Source organism: Pauljensenia sp. UMB9872, assembly GCF_030212665.1.
Taxonomy (GTDB): domain Bacteria; phylum Actinomycetota; class Actinomycetes; order Actinomycetales; family Actinomycetaceae; genus Pauljensenia; species Pauljensenia turicensis_B.
Window position 1 is genome coordinate 52,258 of sequence record NZ_JASOER010000005.1, and the last position, 14,285, is coordinate 66,542.

General features: G+C 61.3%; 11 protein-coding genes. 5 read left to right on the forward strand and 6 right to left on the reverse strand.

What is annotated here, in order from left to right:
- Nucleotides 1–66: 66 nt before the first annotated feature.
- From pta to QP109_RS03125, 4 genes are all read left to right on the forward strand, one after another.
- Nucleotides 67–1,611, forward strand: a complete 1,545-nt coding sequence (pta, locus tag QP109_RS03110; RefSeq protein WP_285023235.1) for a phosphate acetyltransferase — start codon at nucleotides 67–69, stop codon at nucleotides 1,609–1,611.
- 43 nt (nucleotides 1,612–1,654) lie between these two features.
- The gene (locus QP109_RS03115) at nucleotides 1,655–2,851 is read left to right on the forward strand and encodes an acetate/propionate family kinase (RefSeq protein ID WP_179369871.1); all 1,197 of its coding nucleotides are present in this window, start codon (nucleotides 1,655–1,657) and stop codon (nucleotides 2,849–2,851) included.
- Between the two features lie 151 nt (nucleotides 2,852–3,002).
- Nucleotides 3,003–5,129, forward strand: a complete 2,127-nt coding sequence (locus QP109_RS03120) for an NAD(+) synthase (protein ID WP_285023237.1) — start codon at nucleotides 3,003–3,005, stop codon at nucleotides 5,127–5,129.
- On the forward strand, nucleotides 5,129–5,512 hold the full coding sequence (locus QP109_RS03125) for a hypothetical protein (RefSeq protein ID WP_285023239.1): 384 nt from the start codon (nucleotides 5,129–5,131) through the stop codon (nucleotides 5,510–5,512). Before QP109_RS03120 ends, QP109_RS03125 begins: the two co-directional genes overlap by 1 nt.
- A 71-nt stretch (nucleotides 5,513–5,583) precedes the next feature.
- Here the strand turns inward: QP109_RS03125 and QP109_RS03130 are convergent, their stop codons facing one another.
- Nucleotides 5,584–6,975 carry a DUF418 domain-containing protein gene (locus tag QP109_RS03130; protein ID WP_285023241.1) on the reverse strand — a complete coding sequence of 464 codons (1,392 nt, stop codon included), beginning with the start codon at nucleotides 6,973–6,975 and terminating at the stop codon, nucleotides 5,584–5,586.
- A 273-nt stretch (nucleotides 6,976–7,248) separates the two neighbouring features.
- Entirely contained in the window at nucleotides 7,249–7,614 is a 366-nt protein-coding gene (locus QP109_RS03135) for a Dyp-type peroxidase (protein ID WP_285023242.1), read from the reverse strand.
- Nucleotides 7,615–7,992: 378 nt separating this feature from the next.
- Between QP109_RS03135 and QP109_RS03140 the strand changes: the two genes are divergently transcribed.
- On the forward strand, nucleotides 7,993–9,663 hold the full coding sequence (locus tag QP109_RS03140; protein ID WP_285023243.1) for a fumarate hydratase: 1,671 nt from the start codon (nucleotides 7,993–7,995) through the stop codon (nucleotides 9,661–9,663).
- Between the two features lie 432 nt (nucleotides 9,664–10,095).
- On the opposite strand, the gene QP109_RS03145 is transcribed toward QP109_RS03140, so the two are convergent.
- From QP109_RS03145 to QP109_RS03160, 4 genes are all read right to left on the reverse strand, one after another.
- On the reverse strand, nucleotides 10,096–11,772 hold the full coding sequence (locus tag QP109_RS03145; protein ID WP_285023245.1) for a phospho-sugar mutase: 1,677 nt from the start codon (nucleotides 11,770–11,772) through the stop codon (nucleotides 10,096–10,098).
- A gap of 4 nt (nucleotides 11,773–11,776) precedes the next feature.
- Entirely contained in the window at nucleotides 11,777–12,430 is a 654-nt protein-coding gene (gene deoC, locus QP109_RS03150; protein WP_101627595.1) for a deoxyribose-phosphate aldolase, read from the reverse strand.
- A 13-nt stretch (nucleotides 12,431–12,443) separates the two neighbouring features.
- On the reverse strand, nucleotides 12,444–13,151 hold the full coding sequence (gene deoD, locus QP109_RS03155; protein WP_101627596.1) for a purine-nucleoside phosphorylase: 708 nt from the start codon (nucleotides 13,149–13,151) through the stop codon (nucleotides 12,444–12,446).
- 134 nt (nucleotides 13,152–13,285) lie between these two features.
- Nucleotides 13,286–14,233, reverse strand: coding sequence for a sugar-binding transcriptional regulator (locus QP109_RS03160; protein ID WP_285023247.1), 948 nt, complete (start codon nucleotides 14,231–14,233; stop codon nucleotides 13,286–13,288).
- Between the last annotated feature and the right edge of the window lie 52 nt (nucleotides 14,234–14,285).

Here is a 14,285-nt window from a genome sequence, read left to right on the forward strand (position 1 = left end):
ACGGGGTAATGCATTATTCACACATCTTCACGTCTTAATTTACCTCCGGAGCGCGCTACGATGTTCATGCGACCGAGCAGGCCGCGCACATTTTCACGTGTTGAAGGAGCATCAGTGACTTCCCGTTACATCGTTGTCGGGCCCGATTCCGCAAATGCTGCAACAGACGCAGCTCACGAACTTGCCACCGCGCTTTCAGCGCGTGGAACGCTTGCGCGCATTGACGCGCTCGCTGGCACGACCCCATCCGCAGCAGCGACCTCCAGCGCCTCGGCTTTGCCGGCAGCTGTCGAAGCTGTTCGCGCAGCTGACGCAGACTTCGTTCTGATTGACGGAGTTGTCGCCGGAGAAGCTCGCACGTTCGATGCCATCCGTTGGAACGTGAACCTGGCAGCATCGGCTCGCGCAAACGTCATCTTGGTCCTCGACCCCGAGGGTGTTCCAGCCGAACTGCTCACTGAAGAAATCAACGTTTTCGCTGCCCGCTGCAAGTCGCATCAAGCGCAGCTCGTGGCAGTGATTCTGCCCGGCGCCCCCACCGATCTCGGCGTCGACGTCCCTGTCTTCTCTCTTCCGCTTTCCGACGAGGCACTCAAGACCCTGGTTGAGGCCCCCGCTCCGACCGCAGTCACTCCCCTCGCTTTCCAGGCAGACTTGATTGACCGCGCACGCGCAAACCGCAAGCGCATCGTCATGCCCGAACCGGAAGATGATCGCGTCCTCCTCGCAGCTGCCGAGGTCCTCGCTCGCGGTATCGCAGATGTCATCCTCGTTGGTGACGCCACTACCGTTGCAACCCGCGCAGGTGAACTTGGTATTAACCTCACTGCAGCATCCGTCGTCTCCGTAGACGACCCAGAACTGTCCGAAAAGTACGCCGTTGAATTCGCACGCCTGCGCGAGAAGAAGGGCGTCACGCTCGAGCAGGCTCGCGAGAAGATCAAGGACGTATCCTACTTCGGCACGATGATGGTCCACATGGGCGACGCAGACGGTATGGTCTCCGGCGCAGCCCACACGACCGCGCACACGATCGTTCCCTCCTTCCAGATCATCAAGACCGCTCCCGGAGTCTCGATTGTTTCTTCCATCTTCCTCATGCTGATGAAGGATCAGGTGTGGGCATTCGGCGACTGCGCCGTGAACCCGAACCCGACTCCGGAACAGCTTGCCGACATCGCCATTTCCTCGGCACGCACCGCCGCTCAGTTCGGTGTTGAGCCTCGCGTTGCAATGCTCTCCTACTCGACCGGGGACTCCGGCTCCGGCCCGGACGTCGACGCTGTCATCGAGGCGACCCGGATCGCCCGCGAGAAGGCCCCCGAGCTTGCGATCGAGGGCCCGATCCAGTTCGACGCAGCCGTTGACGCGGCCGTTGCTTCAAAGAAGCTCCCCGGCTCCCCCGTTGCCGGCAAGGCAAACGTCTTCATCTTCCCGTCACTGTCCGCAGGCAACATCGGTTACAAGGCGGTTCAACGTTCCTCCGGCGCGGTCGCCGTCGGCCCGATCCTCCAGGGTCTGAACAAGCCGGTCAACGATCTGTCACGTGGCGCACTGGTTGAGGACATTGTCAACACCGTTGCTCTGACCGCCGTTCAGGCGCAGGGCTGAAGATTCCAAGTTTTTACCGATTACTCACAGGAAAGGCGAACTCGTGTCCCAGACCGTTCTCGTCATTAACTCCGGCTCTTCTTCGATCAAGTATCAGCTGGTCGATCCCGAAACCGGTGAAGCAATCGCCAAGGGGCTTGTCGAACGTATCGGCGACCCGGTCGGCAAGATCAAGCACACCCACGGTGACGACGTCACCATCGAAGAAATCCCGATCGCAGACCACGAAGTTGGTATGCGTGAAGTTCTTCGCCTCTTCGACGACAAGGGCCCGAAGCTTGCAGAAGCTGGCATCGTTGCCGTCGGCCACCGCATCGTTCAGGGTGGCAAGTACTTCGATGGCCCGGCCGTCATCAACGACGAGGTCCGTAACCTCATCGAAGAGCTCTGCCCGATGGCTCCCCTGCACAATCCCGCACACCTCAAGGGTATCGACGTGGCCCGCGAGCTCATGCCGGAAATCCCTCACGTTGCAGTCTTCGACACCGCGTTCTTCCAGGCTCTTCCCGAAAAGGCCTACACCTACGCACTGAACGCTGAAGTCGCTGAGAAGTACGCTGTTCGTCGCTACGGCGCTCACGGCACCTCGCACCAGTTCGTTTCCCGCGAGGTCGCAAAATACCTAGGTCGCGATGATCTCAAGCAGATCGTCATGCACCTCGGAAATGGCGCTTCCGTGTCCGCAGTCCTCAACGGTAAGCCGATCGATACCTCCATGGGTCTAACCCCGCTGGAAGGCCTCATGATGGGCACCCGCACCGGCGACATCGATCCGGCCGTTGTCTTCCACCTGGCTCGCCAGGGTGGCATGACGATTGACGAGATCGACACGCTGTTCAACAAGCAGTCCGGCATGAAGGGCCTGACCGGCGAATCCGACATGCGTAGCGTGTGGGAAATGATTTTCAACGATGACGACAAGGAAGCGCAGCACAAGGCTCGCGTTGCCATGGACGTCTACATCAACCGCCTGCTCAAGTACGTTGGCTCCTACACCGCTGAACTCGGTGGCCTGGATGTCATCACCTTCACCGCTGGCATCGGCGAGAACGACTGGGATGTTCGTAAGGAACTCGCCCAAGCATTAGAGCCCTTCGGCGTGAAGATCGACCTGGCAGCAAACGACGGTCGTATCGGCGAGCCTCGCGTGATCTCCACCCCCGATTCGAAGGTCACCCTGCTGGTGTACCCAACGAACGAAGAGTTCGCGATCGCGCGCCTCGCACGTGAGGTGATCTGAGTTCTGCTCGCGCCTCGCACGTGATGAGCTGTGGTGGGCTGGCTCGAAAGAGCCAGCCCACCATTGTTTTTCCTGCCATCAGCTTTGAGCGTAAGCGCGTGGGCAAACGGATGGGTCATGGGAGACAATAGAGGCAACACTAGGAGGAAAGTTGAACTTCCATTCGCTTTACGACCAGGGATTCGCGCGCGTCGCTGCGGTGACAGTTCCTGTTCATCCCGCTCAGCCGCTTGCTAACGCTAACGAGGTCATTGACGCTGCTCGCGAGCTTGATGCCAAGGGCGTTGCCACGGCCGTCTTTCCCGAGCTGGGCATTTCCGGCTACGCCATTGATGATCTGTTGCTTCAGGATGTCGTGCTGGATGAAGTGACTGAGGCTCTGCATCGCATTGCTGCTCAGACGAAGGATCTGTTGCCGATCCTCATTGTTGGTGCCCCGATTCGCAACGATGGGTCCCTCTACAACTGTGCGGTAACGATCCACCGAGGCAAGATCCTGGGTGTCACCCCGAAGCTACACCTGCCGAACTATCGCGAGTTCTACGAGAAGCGCCATTTCGCGACTCCCGGTCCGACAACTCCTTCCTTCATTGACACAACCGCGTGGGGTTTTGTCGACGATGACTGTGCTTCGGCATTCGTTCCTTTCTCTCCGATCACAATCAATGTTGAGGATGTTCCTGGCCTCGTCATTGCCCCCGAAGTGTGCGAGGACATGTGGGTTCCGCTTACCTCGTCAACTCTTGCTGCTCTGAATGGTGCGACGGTTCTGATGAATCTTTCCGCTTCGCCGATCACCGTTGGTCGTGCGGAAGACCGTCGACTGTTGGTTCGCAGTTTGTCAGCGCGCCTCAACTCCGCCTACGTGTACTGCGCGTCGGGTGCGGGCGAATCGTCAACCGACCTGTCATGGGACGGCCAGACAATGATTTACGAGGCCGGCGACCTGCTGGCAGAGGGCGAGCGTTTCAAAGCCAGAGGTCGTCAGATCACGATCGCTGACGTGGACCTCGATCATCTTGTCACTGAACGCACGCGCCAGAATTCGTTTAAGGACAACGCGGATCGCTACCTGGGCGAGGATCAGGGACTGAAGGCGACCGCCCCTATGCCCGTCTACACCCAGCTGAACCCGCCCCGCACGGACCTTGGTTTGGAACGCACCGTTGATCGTTTCCCCTTCGTTCCCGATGATCCAGAGCGCCTAGCTCAGGACTGCTACGAGGCCTACAATATTCAGGTTCATGGCCTGGTTCAGCGCCTCAAGGCGATCGGTAACCCGAAGATCGTTATTGGTGTTTCCGGTGGCCTCGATTCCACTCATGCTCTGATCGTTGCGGCGCGCGCGATGGATATGCTGGGTCGGGCGCGAACGGACATTTTGGCCTACACGATGCCCGGTTTCGCGACGTCCGATCACACGAAGTCGAACGCGATTGCGCTGTGCGAAAGCCTCGATATTCCCTGCCAGACGATCGATATTCGTCCGGCGGCTCGCCAGCTGTTGGCCGACATGGGGCATCCCTACGCCGACGGCAACGACACGTATGACGTCACCTTCGAGAACGTTCAGGCGGGCCTGCGCACCGACTACCTGTTCCGCATTGCCAACCGCAACGGCGGAATTGTTCTGGGCACGGGTGACCTGTCCGAGCTGGCGCTCGGCTGGTGCACGTACGGCGTGGGCGACCAGATGAGCCACTACGCCGTCAATACGGGTGTTCCGAAGACTCTGATCCAACATCTGATCCGCTGGGTTGTAGCTTCCGGCCAGTTCTCCGATCGCGCGGGCGAGGTTCTGCTGTCGATCCTCGGCACGGAGATTTCTCCCGAATTGGTTCCCGCTCAGCCCGGTGAGAAGATGCAGTCCACGCAGGACAAGATCGGCCCGTACAACCTACAGGATTTCACCCTGTACTACGTGTTGCGTCGAGGGGCTCGTCCGTCGAAGATCGCCTTCCTTGCTGAGAAGGCGTGGGCGGATGTGAATGCTGGCGAGTGGCCGGCCGGGTTCCCCGAAAGCGACCGCGTCGCCTATTCACTCGAAGAGATCGTGAAGTGGGAGACCCTGTTCCTGCGCCGCTACTTCACGCAGCAGTTCAAGCGTTCTGCTCTGCCAAATGGCCCGAAGGTTGTGGCTGGTGGCGCTCTATCGCCTCGTGGTGACTGGCGAATGCCGTCCGACGTGTCCGGCGCACGGTGGATCGCAGAGTTGGAAGAGGCCGTCGCGGGCGTTCCTAACAGTGGCGTTCCGGCTACTCAGACGAAGGAGAACTGATGACGACGCTGACGTTGACCGGCGTGATCGGTTTTGCCGTGATCGCGTGTGTTTTCGGCTTGGTTGCCCTGAAAGGCAGGGCTGGCGCTCTGGCACGAGGCTCAGGCTTGGGTCTCCATTCGGCAGTGTTGGAGTCCTCCGACGACGCATGGAATACGGGTCACGAGGCCGCCTGGCCGATCATGGCCATGGCCTGCGTTGTGGCGGTGTTTCACGCGGTTGGCTGCGGTCTTGCTTCACTCATGGGCAATGACGGCGAAGCCTTCCTTCACGTTCTGTTGATCTCCGGGATTATTGTGTCCCTCGCTCTTGGAGCGCTGGCGCGCGCGGCCGCGATTAACGCGGCAAAGCGCCAGGCGAAGTCTGATCAGACCGAGAGCTGATCTTTATCCTTGATACGGCGCGTGTGCCCCCGGGAGAAACCCGGGGGCACACGCTATTTCACAGTCAGGGTTTAACGCTCAGTGTCAGCCGGTGGCGCATACGCTGACATTGGGCTGACCGCCGATTGTGGGGTGTCCACTTCTGCGTCTATACCTGCCGGCTGAATCATACGAGGAATCCGAGGCACCGGATGAGTGCCGGCGCTTCGTGCCACTGCTCGACGAAGAAGAACCTCTAGGGGACCTCGTTGATATCCCTTCGATTCGAGCATCCAGCAGAATAGCGCCATCAAGGTCCAGACCGCGAGCGCAATAGCAAGCCCGAGGGTCTGGGAAATTCCTCGAATACCCGCCAAGCCGAGAGCAATGAACGTGGCAAGGAAAAGAACGGTCTGACCGACATATGCGGTCATTGAGCGCTTACCAACCGCGATAAAGAAGTGGCGCGCTCCCCCGAGGTTTTCGCGTGCGGGACCGGCAAGCAACCCGAGCAAGGCCAGCCAACCTGCAGCTCCAAGCAAACCAGTAATCTCGTGAAGAGCGTCCTGACCGAAGAAGTAGGAATCCATCAGGCCCGAAGCCTTCAAGGAATAGGACAGGCCACCAAGGGCACCCAGGCCAAGACCCAGGAACGCCACCAGCATCAGGCGCCCCTTGTGAACGTCCGGACGCGAAATATAGTCCGTGGTGGCCAACCACGCACCGAAGACGGTCGCAGGAAGAACTGTCGTCATAATCAGCCCAAGGAGTGACGAGAATACCCAGCCAAATACGCTGATCAGCGGGTAGTACCAGCCGAGCATCAGGTCGGCGGAAGCGGTCATCATCTGTGTACTACTGGTTGCGCCACCAAGCCCCTTCAAGCTCTCGCCCCAGTTCACGAACGATTCGAGTCCAAGCTGGCTCAGCGTCATGATGGCAAGGACGACCAGAGCAATCACGGTCAAGATCGTGAAGCGTCGCCGCGCAATGAGTCCTGCGAAAACAATCGCAACCAGCGCATACGCACCGATAATGTCGCCGGTGAAGAAGAGTGCGTGGACAAAACCGAAGAGGAGCATCCACCAGCCGCGCCTACGGATCAGACGGCGAGAGTCATCGATACTCTCGTTTTCGAATCCTGCGATCCACGTTGCGCGCACCTGGTCAGGCATCCCGGGCAGGTTCTCATCAAGCTCACCAATTCGACGTTCCACGTATGCACGCTGGCGTCGCAACACCATCGTCATCAGACCGAAACCGAAGAGCATCGAAAAGAGCGGATACGAGCGGTGGTCAATGAACATTCCGCGAATGAACACCCACCACTGATCGCTCAGTGAGTATTCGGGATTGTCGGGGAAGAAAGAAAGCCAAAACGGCACGTTTGCGACCGCGATCAGAATCAGCATAAAGCCACGCGCAAGATCCGGCGCGGGATAGCGGACAGAGTTCTTCGGGGTAAACGAGGCCGAGCTAGACATGCTCGAACACTATCCAAGAAGTCGAGCTCGTTTCAATCAGGTGTCTCCCTGATTTGCTTGTAGGCGCTCGCTGAACAAGCGCGACCACAAGCTAGGCAAACGGTGAACAAGCGTGGCCCTAAACTAGACAAACGCTGAACAAGCGCGCTGGGCAAATGCTGAACAAGCGCGCTGGGCAAATGCTGAACAAGCGCGGTCGAGCAAGGTAGCGAAAATAAAGGAGGCGCGGTCCCGTTGAAAACAACACAACCGCGCCACATTGAAACTCTTCGCTCAAGCGAACAGCTTCTCACCCACGTAGGTGTCGCCCTCCTTCACGCCCAGCAACATCAAGTACATGCCGGTCGCAATGTGCTGGAGGTACTCCGTCATCTGGTCGTTCACCATCTTCGACAGGATCGGGATGAAGTTCGTCGAAGGATCACGGACGAAAGCAATGAAGAACAAACCAGCTTCGAGGCGCCCCAGCTTGTCCACGCCTTCAAGGTAGTTGTACCCACGACGCAACATACGACGACCGTTGTTGTTTTCAGGGTGAACCATCGCGACGTGCGACGTCGGATCAATCAGCGGAGTGTCGCCTTCAGCCTTCGCAAAATCTGGCTCCGTGACCCCACCCCCACCGCGCTTGTTCACCACCACCTGCTCTTTTACCGCGCTTGTTCACCGCTTCACCCCTCCAATCGGGCAGGAAAGGTTAGGCAAACCGTAGAGATATCCGCAAAATACGCAGCCCGTTAAGCAGCACAAATCCGCGCCACATACAAGGAAAGACATTAGGAATGTGGGCGCGGCCTCGTGAATTCATCAGCGCACGTCACCGAATTATTCGCACCAGCTTGCGAAAAACAAAAGGCGAGAAAACATCAAAAGATCTGACGCTTTCAAACGGGACAACGGTCCCGAATTGGTGAACAAGCGCGCCATAGCGTGGAGACGAACATGGCGTTTTCTGGGCGCAATCCAGCGCACGGAAACTGCCAGATCTACTGACACATTCCCTTCCAAGGAGTCCTAATGACCGAGTTCTTCTATGAAGACATGCTGCCACTGGGTGAAGACACAACCGAATACCGTCTGCTCACCACCGAAGGCGTCGAAACCGTTGAAGGCCCCGACGGAACACAGTTCCTCAAGGTTGCCCCCAGTGCACTCGAGCTACTGGCGAAAACCGCGTACCACGACATCTCGTACTACCTGCGCACCGCGCACCTCGAACAGCTGGCGAAGATCCTCGAAGACCCGGAAGCATCCGCAAACGACCGCTTCGTCGCACTCGACCTACTGAAGAACGCAAACGTTGCCTCCGCAGGCGTTCTGCCGATGTGTCAGGACACGGGCACGGCCATCATCAAGGGCGAACGTGGCCAGCGCGTCATCACCGAAGGTGTGGACGAGCGCCCCCTCGCGAAGGGTGTCTACGACGCCTACACCGAGCTCAACCTGCGTTACTCGCAGAACGCTCCGATCACCATGTACGAAGAGAAGAACACGGGCTGCAATCTGCCGGCACAGATCGAACTCTATGCGGACACGCAGGTCGGTCACGAGCTCGACTACCACTTCCTATTCATGGCTAAGGGTGGCGGTAGCGCGAACAAGTCGTACCTGTATCAGATGACGAAGGCAATCCTTGATCCGGAACACATGATGCAGTTCTTGGAAGAAAAGATTCGGTCCCTCGGCACCGCAGCATGCCCGCCGTACCACTTGGCGATCGTCATCGGTGGCACCTCCGCTGAATACGCGCTCAAGACCGCGAAGTACGCGTCCGCTCACTACCTCGATACGCTACCGACCACCGGTTCGGAACTGGCGCATGGCTTCCGCGATGTCGAGATGGAAGAGGAGGTCTTCAAGCTGACCCAGCAGATGGGCATCGGCGCCCAGTTCGGTGGCAAGTACTTCTGCCACGACGTCCGCGTCATTCGCCTCCCTCGCCACGGCGCATCTCTACCGGTCGCCATCGCGGTATCCTGCTCAGCTGACCGCCAGGCAAAGGCAAAGATCACGCCCGAGGGTGTCTTCTTGGAGCAACTCGACTTCAACCCCGGCCGTTTCCTGCCGGCAACCGACCCGTCTGAGCTGGGCGAAGACACCGGCGCCGTGTCGATCAACCTCGACCGCCCGATGAGCGAAGTCCTTGCCGAACTGTCGAAGTACCCGGTGAAGACACGCCTGGCTTTGAACGGCACGATGATCGTTGCCCGTGATATCGCCCACGCGAAGATCCGCGAGCGCATCGAAAACGGCGAGCCGATGCCGGAATACATGCTCAAGCACCCCGTCTACTACGCGGGCCCGGCGAAGACTCCGGAAGGTATGCCGTCCGGTTCCTTCGGCCCGACGACCGCAGGCCGTATGGACTCATACGTGGATCAGTTCCAGGCGCTCGGCGGATCGATGATTATGGTCGCAAAGGGCAACCGCTCCAAGCAGGTCACCGACGCCTGCCAGAAGCACGGCGGTTTCTACCTCGGCTCGATCGGTGGTCCGGCTGCTGAACTGGCCGCAAACTGCATCAAGAAGGTCGAACTTCTTGAATACCCAGAGCTCGGCATGGAAGCCGTGTGGAAGATCGAAATCGAAGACTTCCCGGCCTTCATCGTCGTCGACGACAAGGGCAACGACTTTTTCGCGGGCACGCAGGAGGTCACACTGACGATCGGTAAGCGCCCCGGGTTGTGACCCTTTCACAAACCGGGGCTCTCGGGCTTCGCCTGTGAGGGGGTTGCGTGGCTCTGCGAGCGTCGCTCGCAGAGCCACGTTCTTCGCGCCGTGGAAGACCTCTCGAACTTCGGCGTCTCGGCCCCTACCCCGGGCAGGCCAGCGTCTCATGCCTCGTCCTCTCAGTGCTCTCTCGTCCTCTCACTGCGCCTCGGACGCACGTTCTTTTGTCTCTCTTCCCCGCCGCGTCTCACTCACGAGGGGCGGAGCGCCCTTCTGAAGAGGAAACGGCGCCCGGTTCAGCGTGAGCACATGCTGAACCGGGCGCCGGGGTCTCCCCGCATCGCCTCGACACCAAAAGGTGATGCTTTCGGCGCGGAAAAGAACGGCGTATGCGACAGAGGACCGTGAGCCCGACCGTGCCCATCACAGGCCGGGCTCACGGTGGGACTTTCAGATGCCGATCGCGGCTCCGAACTCGGCCTTGATCGTCTCCAGACGTTCGCGCGCCTGCGACCAGGGGACCGGAGCACCGTCCTCGACAGGGAGGATAACCTCGAGGTAGCACTTGAGCTTCGGCTCGGTGCCAGACGGGCGGGCAATGATGCGGTCGTTCGCCTCAGTGGTGACCATAATCGCGTTCGTGCCCGGCAGGCCGTCCCAGCCCTGGGACATGTCGACGACGGAGACAACCGGCGAGCCCGCGAGCTGCGCCGGCGGGTTCTCGCGCAGACGATCCATGCCCTCGGCGATGAGACCGAGGTTCTCGACGCGGAAGGTGAGTGGCATCGTCACGTAGCAGCCGTAGGCGCGGGCCATGCGCTCGAGTTCGTCTTGGCCGGTGCGGCCCTGCGCCTTGAGGTCGGCGAACAGGGAGGCGGCGACGACCGAGGTCGAGATGCCGTCCTTGTCGCGCGCGTGCTCGGGATCGGGGCAGAAGCCGATGGCCTCTTCGTAGCCGAAGACGATGCCCGGGGTGCGGGCGATCCACTTGAATCCCGTGAGGGTGTGGCGGTAGTTGAGGCCGTGCGCCACGGCGATCCGCTCGAGCTGGCGGCTCGACACGATTGAGTTGGCGAAGACCCCGCCCTTCGGGGCCCGCCCGGCCAGGAACTCGCCGAGGATTGAACCGGTCTCGTCGCCGGTGAGCTGACGCCATCCGCTCGCCGAGGCCTCGTCCGGGATGGCGAGGGCACAACGATCGGCGTCGGGGTCGACGGCAATGATGAGGTCCGAGCCGTGCTCGCGCGCATGCGCCATTGCCAGATCGAGGGCGCCGGGCTCCTCCGGGTTCGGGAAGGAGACGGTCGGGAAGTCGGGGTCGGGCGCCGCCTGCTCGGCGACGAGCGACACCTGGGTGAAGCCCGCCTCCTTGAGGACGCGCTCAGTGAGCGCTCCACCGACGCCGTGCATCGCGGTCAGGGTGATCTTGAGGTCTCCCCGGTGCTCGCCGGTGGCCAGGGCCGTGGCGGCTGCGACGTAGTCGTCGCGCGGATCGACCTGCTCGATGTGCTCCTCGTCCTGGGGAACCTCGTCGGCCGGGGCGGCTGCCGCGATGGCGGCGGCGATGCCCGCGTCATGCGGGGGCACGATTTGGGCGCCCTGACCGGCGTCGGTGACGACGCTTCCGCCGAGGTAGACCTTGTAGCCATTGTCCTTAGCGGGGTTGTGCGAAGCGGTAATCATGATGCCCGCGTCGGCGTCAAGGGCGCGCACCGCGAAGGAGGTGAGCGGGGTCGGGTGCGAGACGGGGAGGGCCAAGGCCCGACAGCCCGCCGCCGATACGACGCGCGCGGCCGCACGGGCGAAATCGACGGAGCCGTGCCGGGCATCGCAGCCGATGACGACGCGAGGTTCGCGCTCGGTTTGCGTCTTGAGGTAGGCGGCGAGGCCCGCGGTCGCACGGATGACGACGGCGAGGTTCATCCGGGATTCACCCGGGCCGATCTCGCCACGCAGACCCGCGGTGCCGAACTCGAGGGGCCCGTTCATCGCGGCCCGCAGTTCGGCTAGGGCAGCCTCATCACCCGCCGAAGCAGCCTCGACGGAGGCGAGGAGCGCCGAAGAGGTCTGACCGTCCGGATCATGAGTGGCCCATTCGCGAGCCGTCGCAAGAAGCTGATCGTCCATCGTCTCACTCCTCAATGCCCTCGAGGATCGCGACCGTCGCCGATACGCCGAGGCGCGAGGCTCCGGCCTCAATCATGGCGAGTGCGGTCGCGGCATCGCGGATCCCGCCCGAGGCCTTGACGCCGAGGCGGTCGCCGACCGTTTCGCGCATGAGCTTAACAGCGTGCACCGAGGCACCACCGGCGGGGTGGAAGCCGGTGGAGGTCTTCACGAAGTCGGCCCCCGCGTTCTCGGAGGCGCGGCAGGCCATGACGATCTCCTCATCGGTCAGGGCCGCGGATTCGATGATGACCTTGAGGACGCGTGGAGCGGGGACGGCGTCGCGCACGGCGCGGATCTCGGCTTCGAGCTCGGCCTCACGGCCTTCTTTCACGAGGGCGATGTTGATGACCATATCGACTTCGTCGGCGCCGTCCTCAACGGCGCGAGCAGCCTCGGCGGCCTTGATCTCAGGCTTGACGGCGCCCGAAGGGAAGCCTGCGACGCAAGCAACCATGAGACCCTCAGGGGTCTCCAGGGGCAGCATGGAGGGCGAGACGCACACCGAATAGGTGCCGAGCTCGGCGCCCTGGGCGACGAGGGCCGCGACATCGGAGGCGGTCGCCTCGGGCTTGAGAAGGGTGTGGTCGATCATCTGGGCGACTTCGGTCTTCTTCATGGTGGTGCCTTCCTCAGATCTGCGCCAGGGGCAGCGCGAGTTCCATCATCTGGGTGAACGCGGTCTCGCGTTCCTTTGCGGTTGTGGCTTCGCCCGTGACGAGCGAGTCCGAGACTGTGAACATGCCGAGTGCTTCGACGCCGGCGTGCGCGGCGGTGGCGTACAAGCCCGCGGATTCCATTTCGACGGCGAGGATCCCCATCCTCTGCCAGCGTTCGTTGAAGGTCTCATCGGCGTTGTAGAAGGTGTCCGAGGACAAAATGTTGCCGACGTGGGTGGTGACGCCGTTCTCCTCGGCGCGGCGGCGCACGGCCTCGATCAGTCGGAAGGAGGCGATCGGCGCGTAGGTGCCCGGCAGGTCGTACTGATCCATGAACGCCGAGTTGGAACAGGCGGCCTGTCCGATAACGACATCGTAGAGGTTGACGCCGGGCTGCATCGCGCCGCAGGAGCCGATGCGGATGAGCTTCTTGCATCCGAAGACGTGGATGAGCTCCCAGGAGTAGAGGGAAATCGAGGGGATACCCATGCCCGAGCCCATGACGGAGACCGGGGTGCCCTGGTAGGTGCCGGTGAATCCGAGCATGTTACGCACTGAGTTGAACTGGACCGCGTCCTCGAGGTAGGTCTCGGCGATGAACTTCGCGCGGAGTGGGTCGCCGGGCAGCAGGATCGTCTCAGCGATCGGGGCCTGGGGGTCGATATGTGGCGTTGCCTTCATTTCTTCTCCTTCGTGGACCCGCGACGGCGAAACCATTCGCCGGGCGTCCTTGTGCCGGGGTCCGATCAGACTAATCAGAGATATTCCAAAGAGTCAAGCTTTACTTTTACATTTGTTCGCGACGAGGGCGGGGCTCAGGCGCGAACGGATTCGGCGAGAAGCACTCTCGCGAGATCCTGATCGACCACGACATGCGTCGCCAAGCCCATCCGCAGAGCCGTCGCAAAAGCCACAGCCTTCTTCGGACCGCCCGCGACGAGCACGCGGATCGGACGCGAGGCGAGATCCTTCAAGGAAATGCCTACGGTCCTCTCATCGATTCCCGGCACCGCGATCTCGCCCTCGGCGGTGAAGAAGCGTGAACACGCATCCCCCACCGCCTTCGCGAGCAACTCAGTCGTCTCGGATCCCTTGAGGCGGGAATGGCTGATCGCCAGGCTCTCGGTGGAGACGTCCCCGACCGTGAAGACCACGAGATCCGTCTGCCTGCCCGCCTCGAGGATCGTCGCGATATACGGATCCGAACGCACGATCTCCAAGGTGCGGACATCCTCGAAGATCACCGGCAGGGGCAAGTAGCGCGGAATCGCATTGAAGGTCTCGCAGAAGGCCCTCATGACCTCGAAGTCATTGGTCACCTCCGAGGAATGCGAGCTCCCGCCCTTGAGCTGCACGATCTCGACATCGCGCCTCAGCGTGCACCGCAGACGCGACGCGATTGCGTTCATCGTCCGCCCCCAGGAGACGCCGACACTCATGCCGTCCTCGACGAGGGACTCGACAAGACCCGCGCCGACGCGCCCGAGATCGTCAAGGATTTCGCGCTCGGATGCACCGGAACCATGGACGACCCGCGCTTCGACCAAGCCGAATCGCTGAGCGAGCTGCTCGCCCAACACCGACGAGGTCTCTCGAGGATCGTGGATCTCCACGGTGACGAAGCCGGCCTCTTTCCCGCGTAGCAGGAGCTTGGCGACGGTCGGACGCGAAATGCCCATCTTGGCCGCGACTTCGGCCTGGCTCAGGCCACGCTCGAAATAGAGCCGGACGGCGTCAATCGCCTGTTCGTCCTTCTTATCCACTCTTTCTCCTTCCGTGTCGTGATCCGCGCCCCGATGCGCGCGGGCGCACCGC

Excerpts from the sequence above, each read along its gene's own strand:
- pta (WP_285023235.1), top strand. The coding sequence starts at position 67 with ATGCGACCGAGCAGGCCGCGCACATTTTCACGTGTTGAAGGAGCATCA.
- deoD (WP_101627596.1), bottom strand. The coding sequence starts at position 13,151 with ATGAAGGCAACGCCACATATCGACCCCCAGGCCCCGATCGCTGAGACG.
- QP109_RS03125 (WP_285023239.1), top strand. The coding sequence starts at position 5,129 with ATGACGACGCTGACGTTGACCGGCGTGATCGGTTTTGCCGTGATCGCG.
- deoC (WP_101627595.1), bottom strand. The coding sequence starts at position 12,430 with ATGAAGAAGACCGAAGTCGCCCAGATGATCGACCACACCCTTCTCAAG.
- QP109_RS03130 (WP_285023241.1), bottom strand. The coding sequence starts at position 6,975 with ATGTCTAGCTCGGCCTCGTTTACCCCGAAGAACTCTGTCCGCTATCCC.
- QP109_RS03140 (WP_285023243.1), top strand. The coding sequence starts at position 7,993 with ATGACCGAGTTCTTCTATGAAGACATGCTGCCACTGGGTGAAGACACA.
- QP109_RS03145 (WP_285023245.1), bottom strand. The coding sequence starts at position 11,772 with ATGGACGATCAGCTTCTTGCGACGGCTCGCGAATGGGCCACTCATGAT.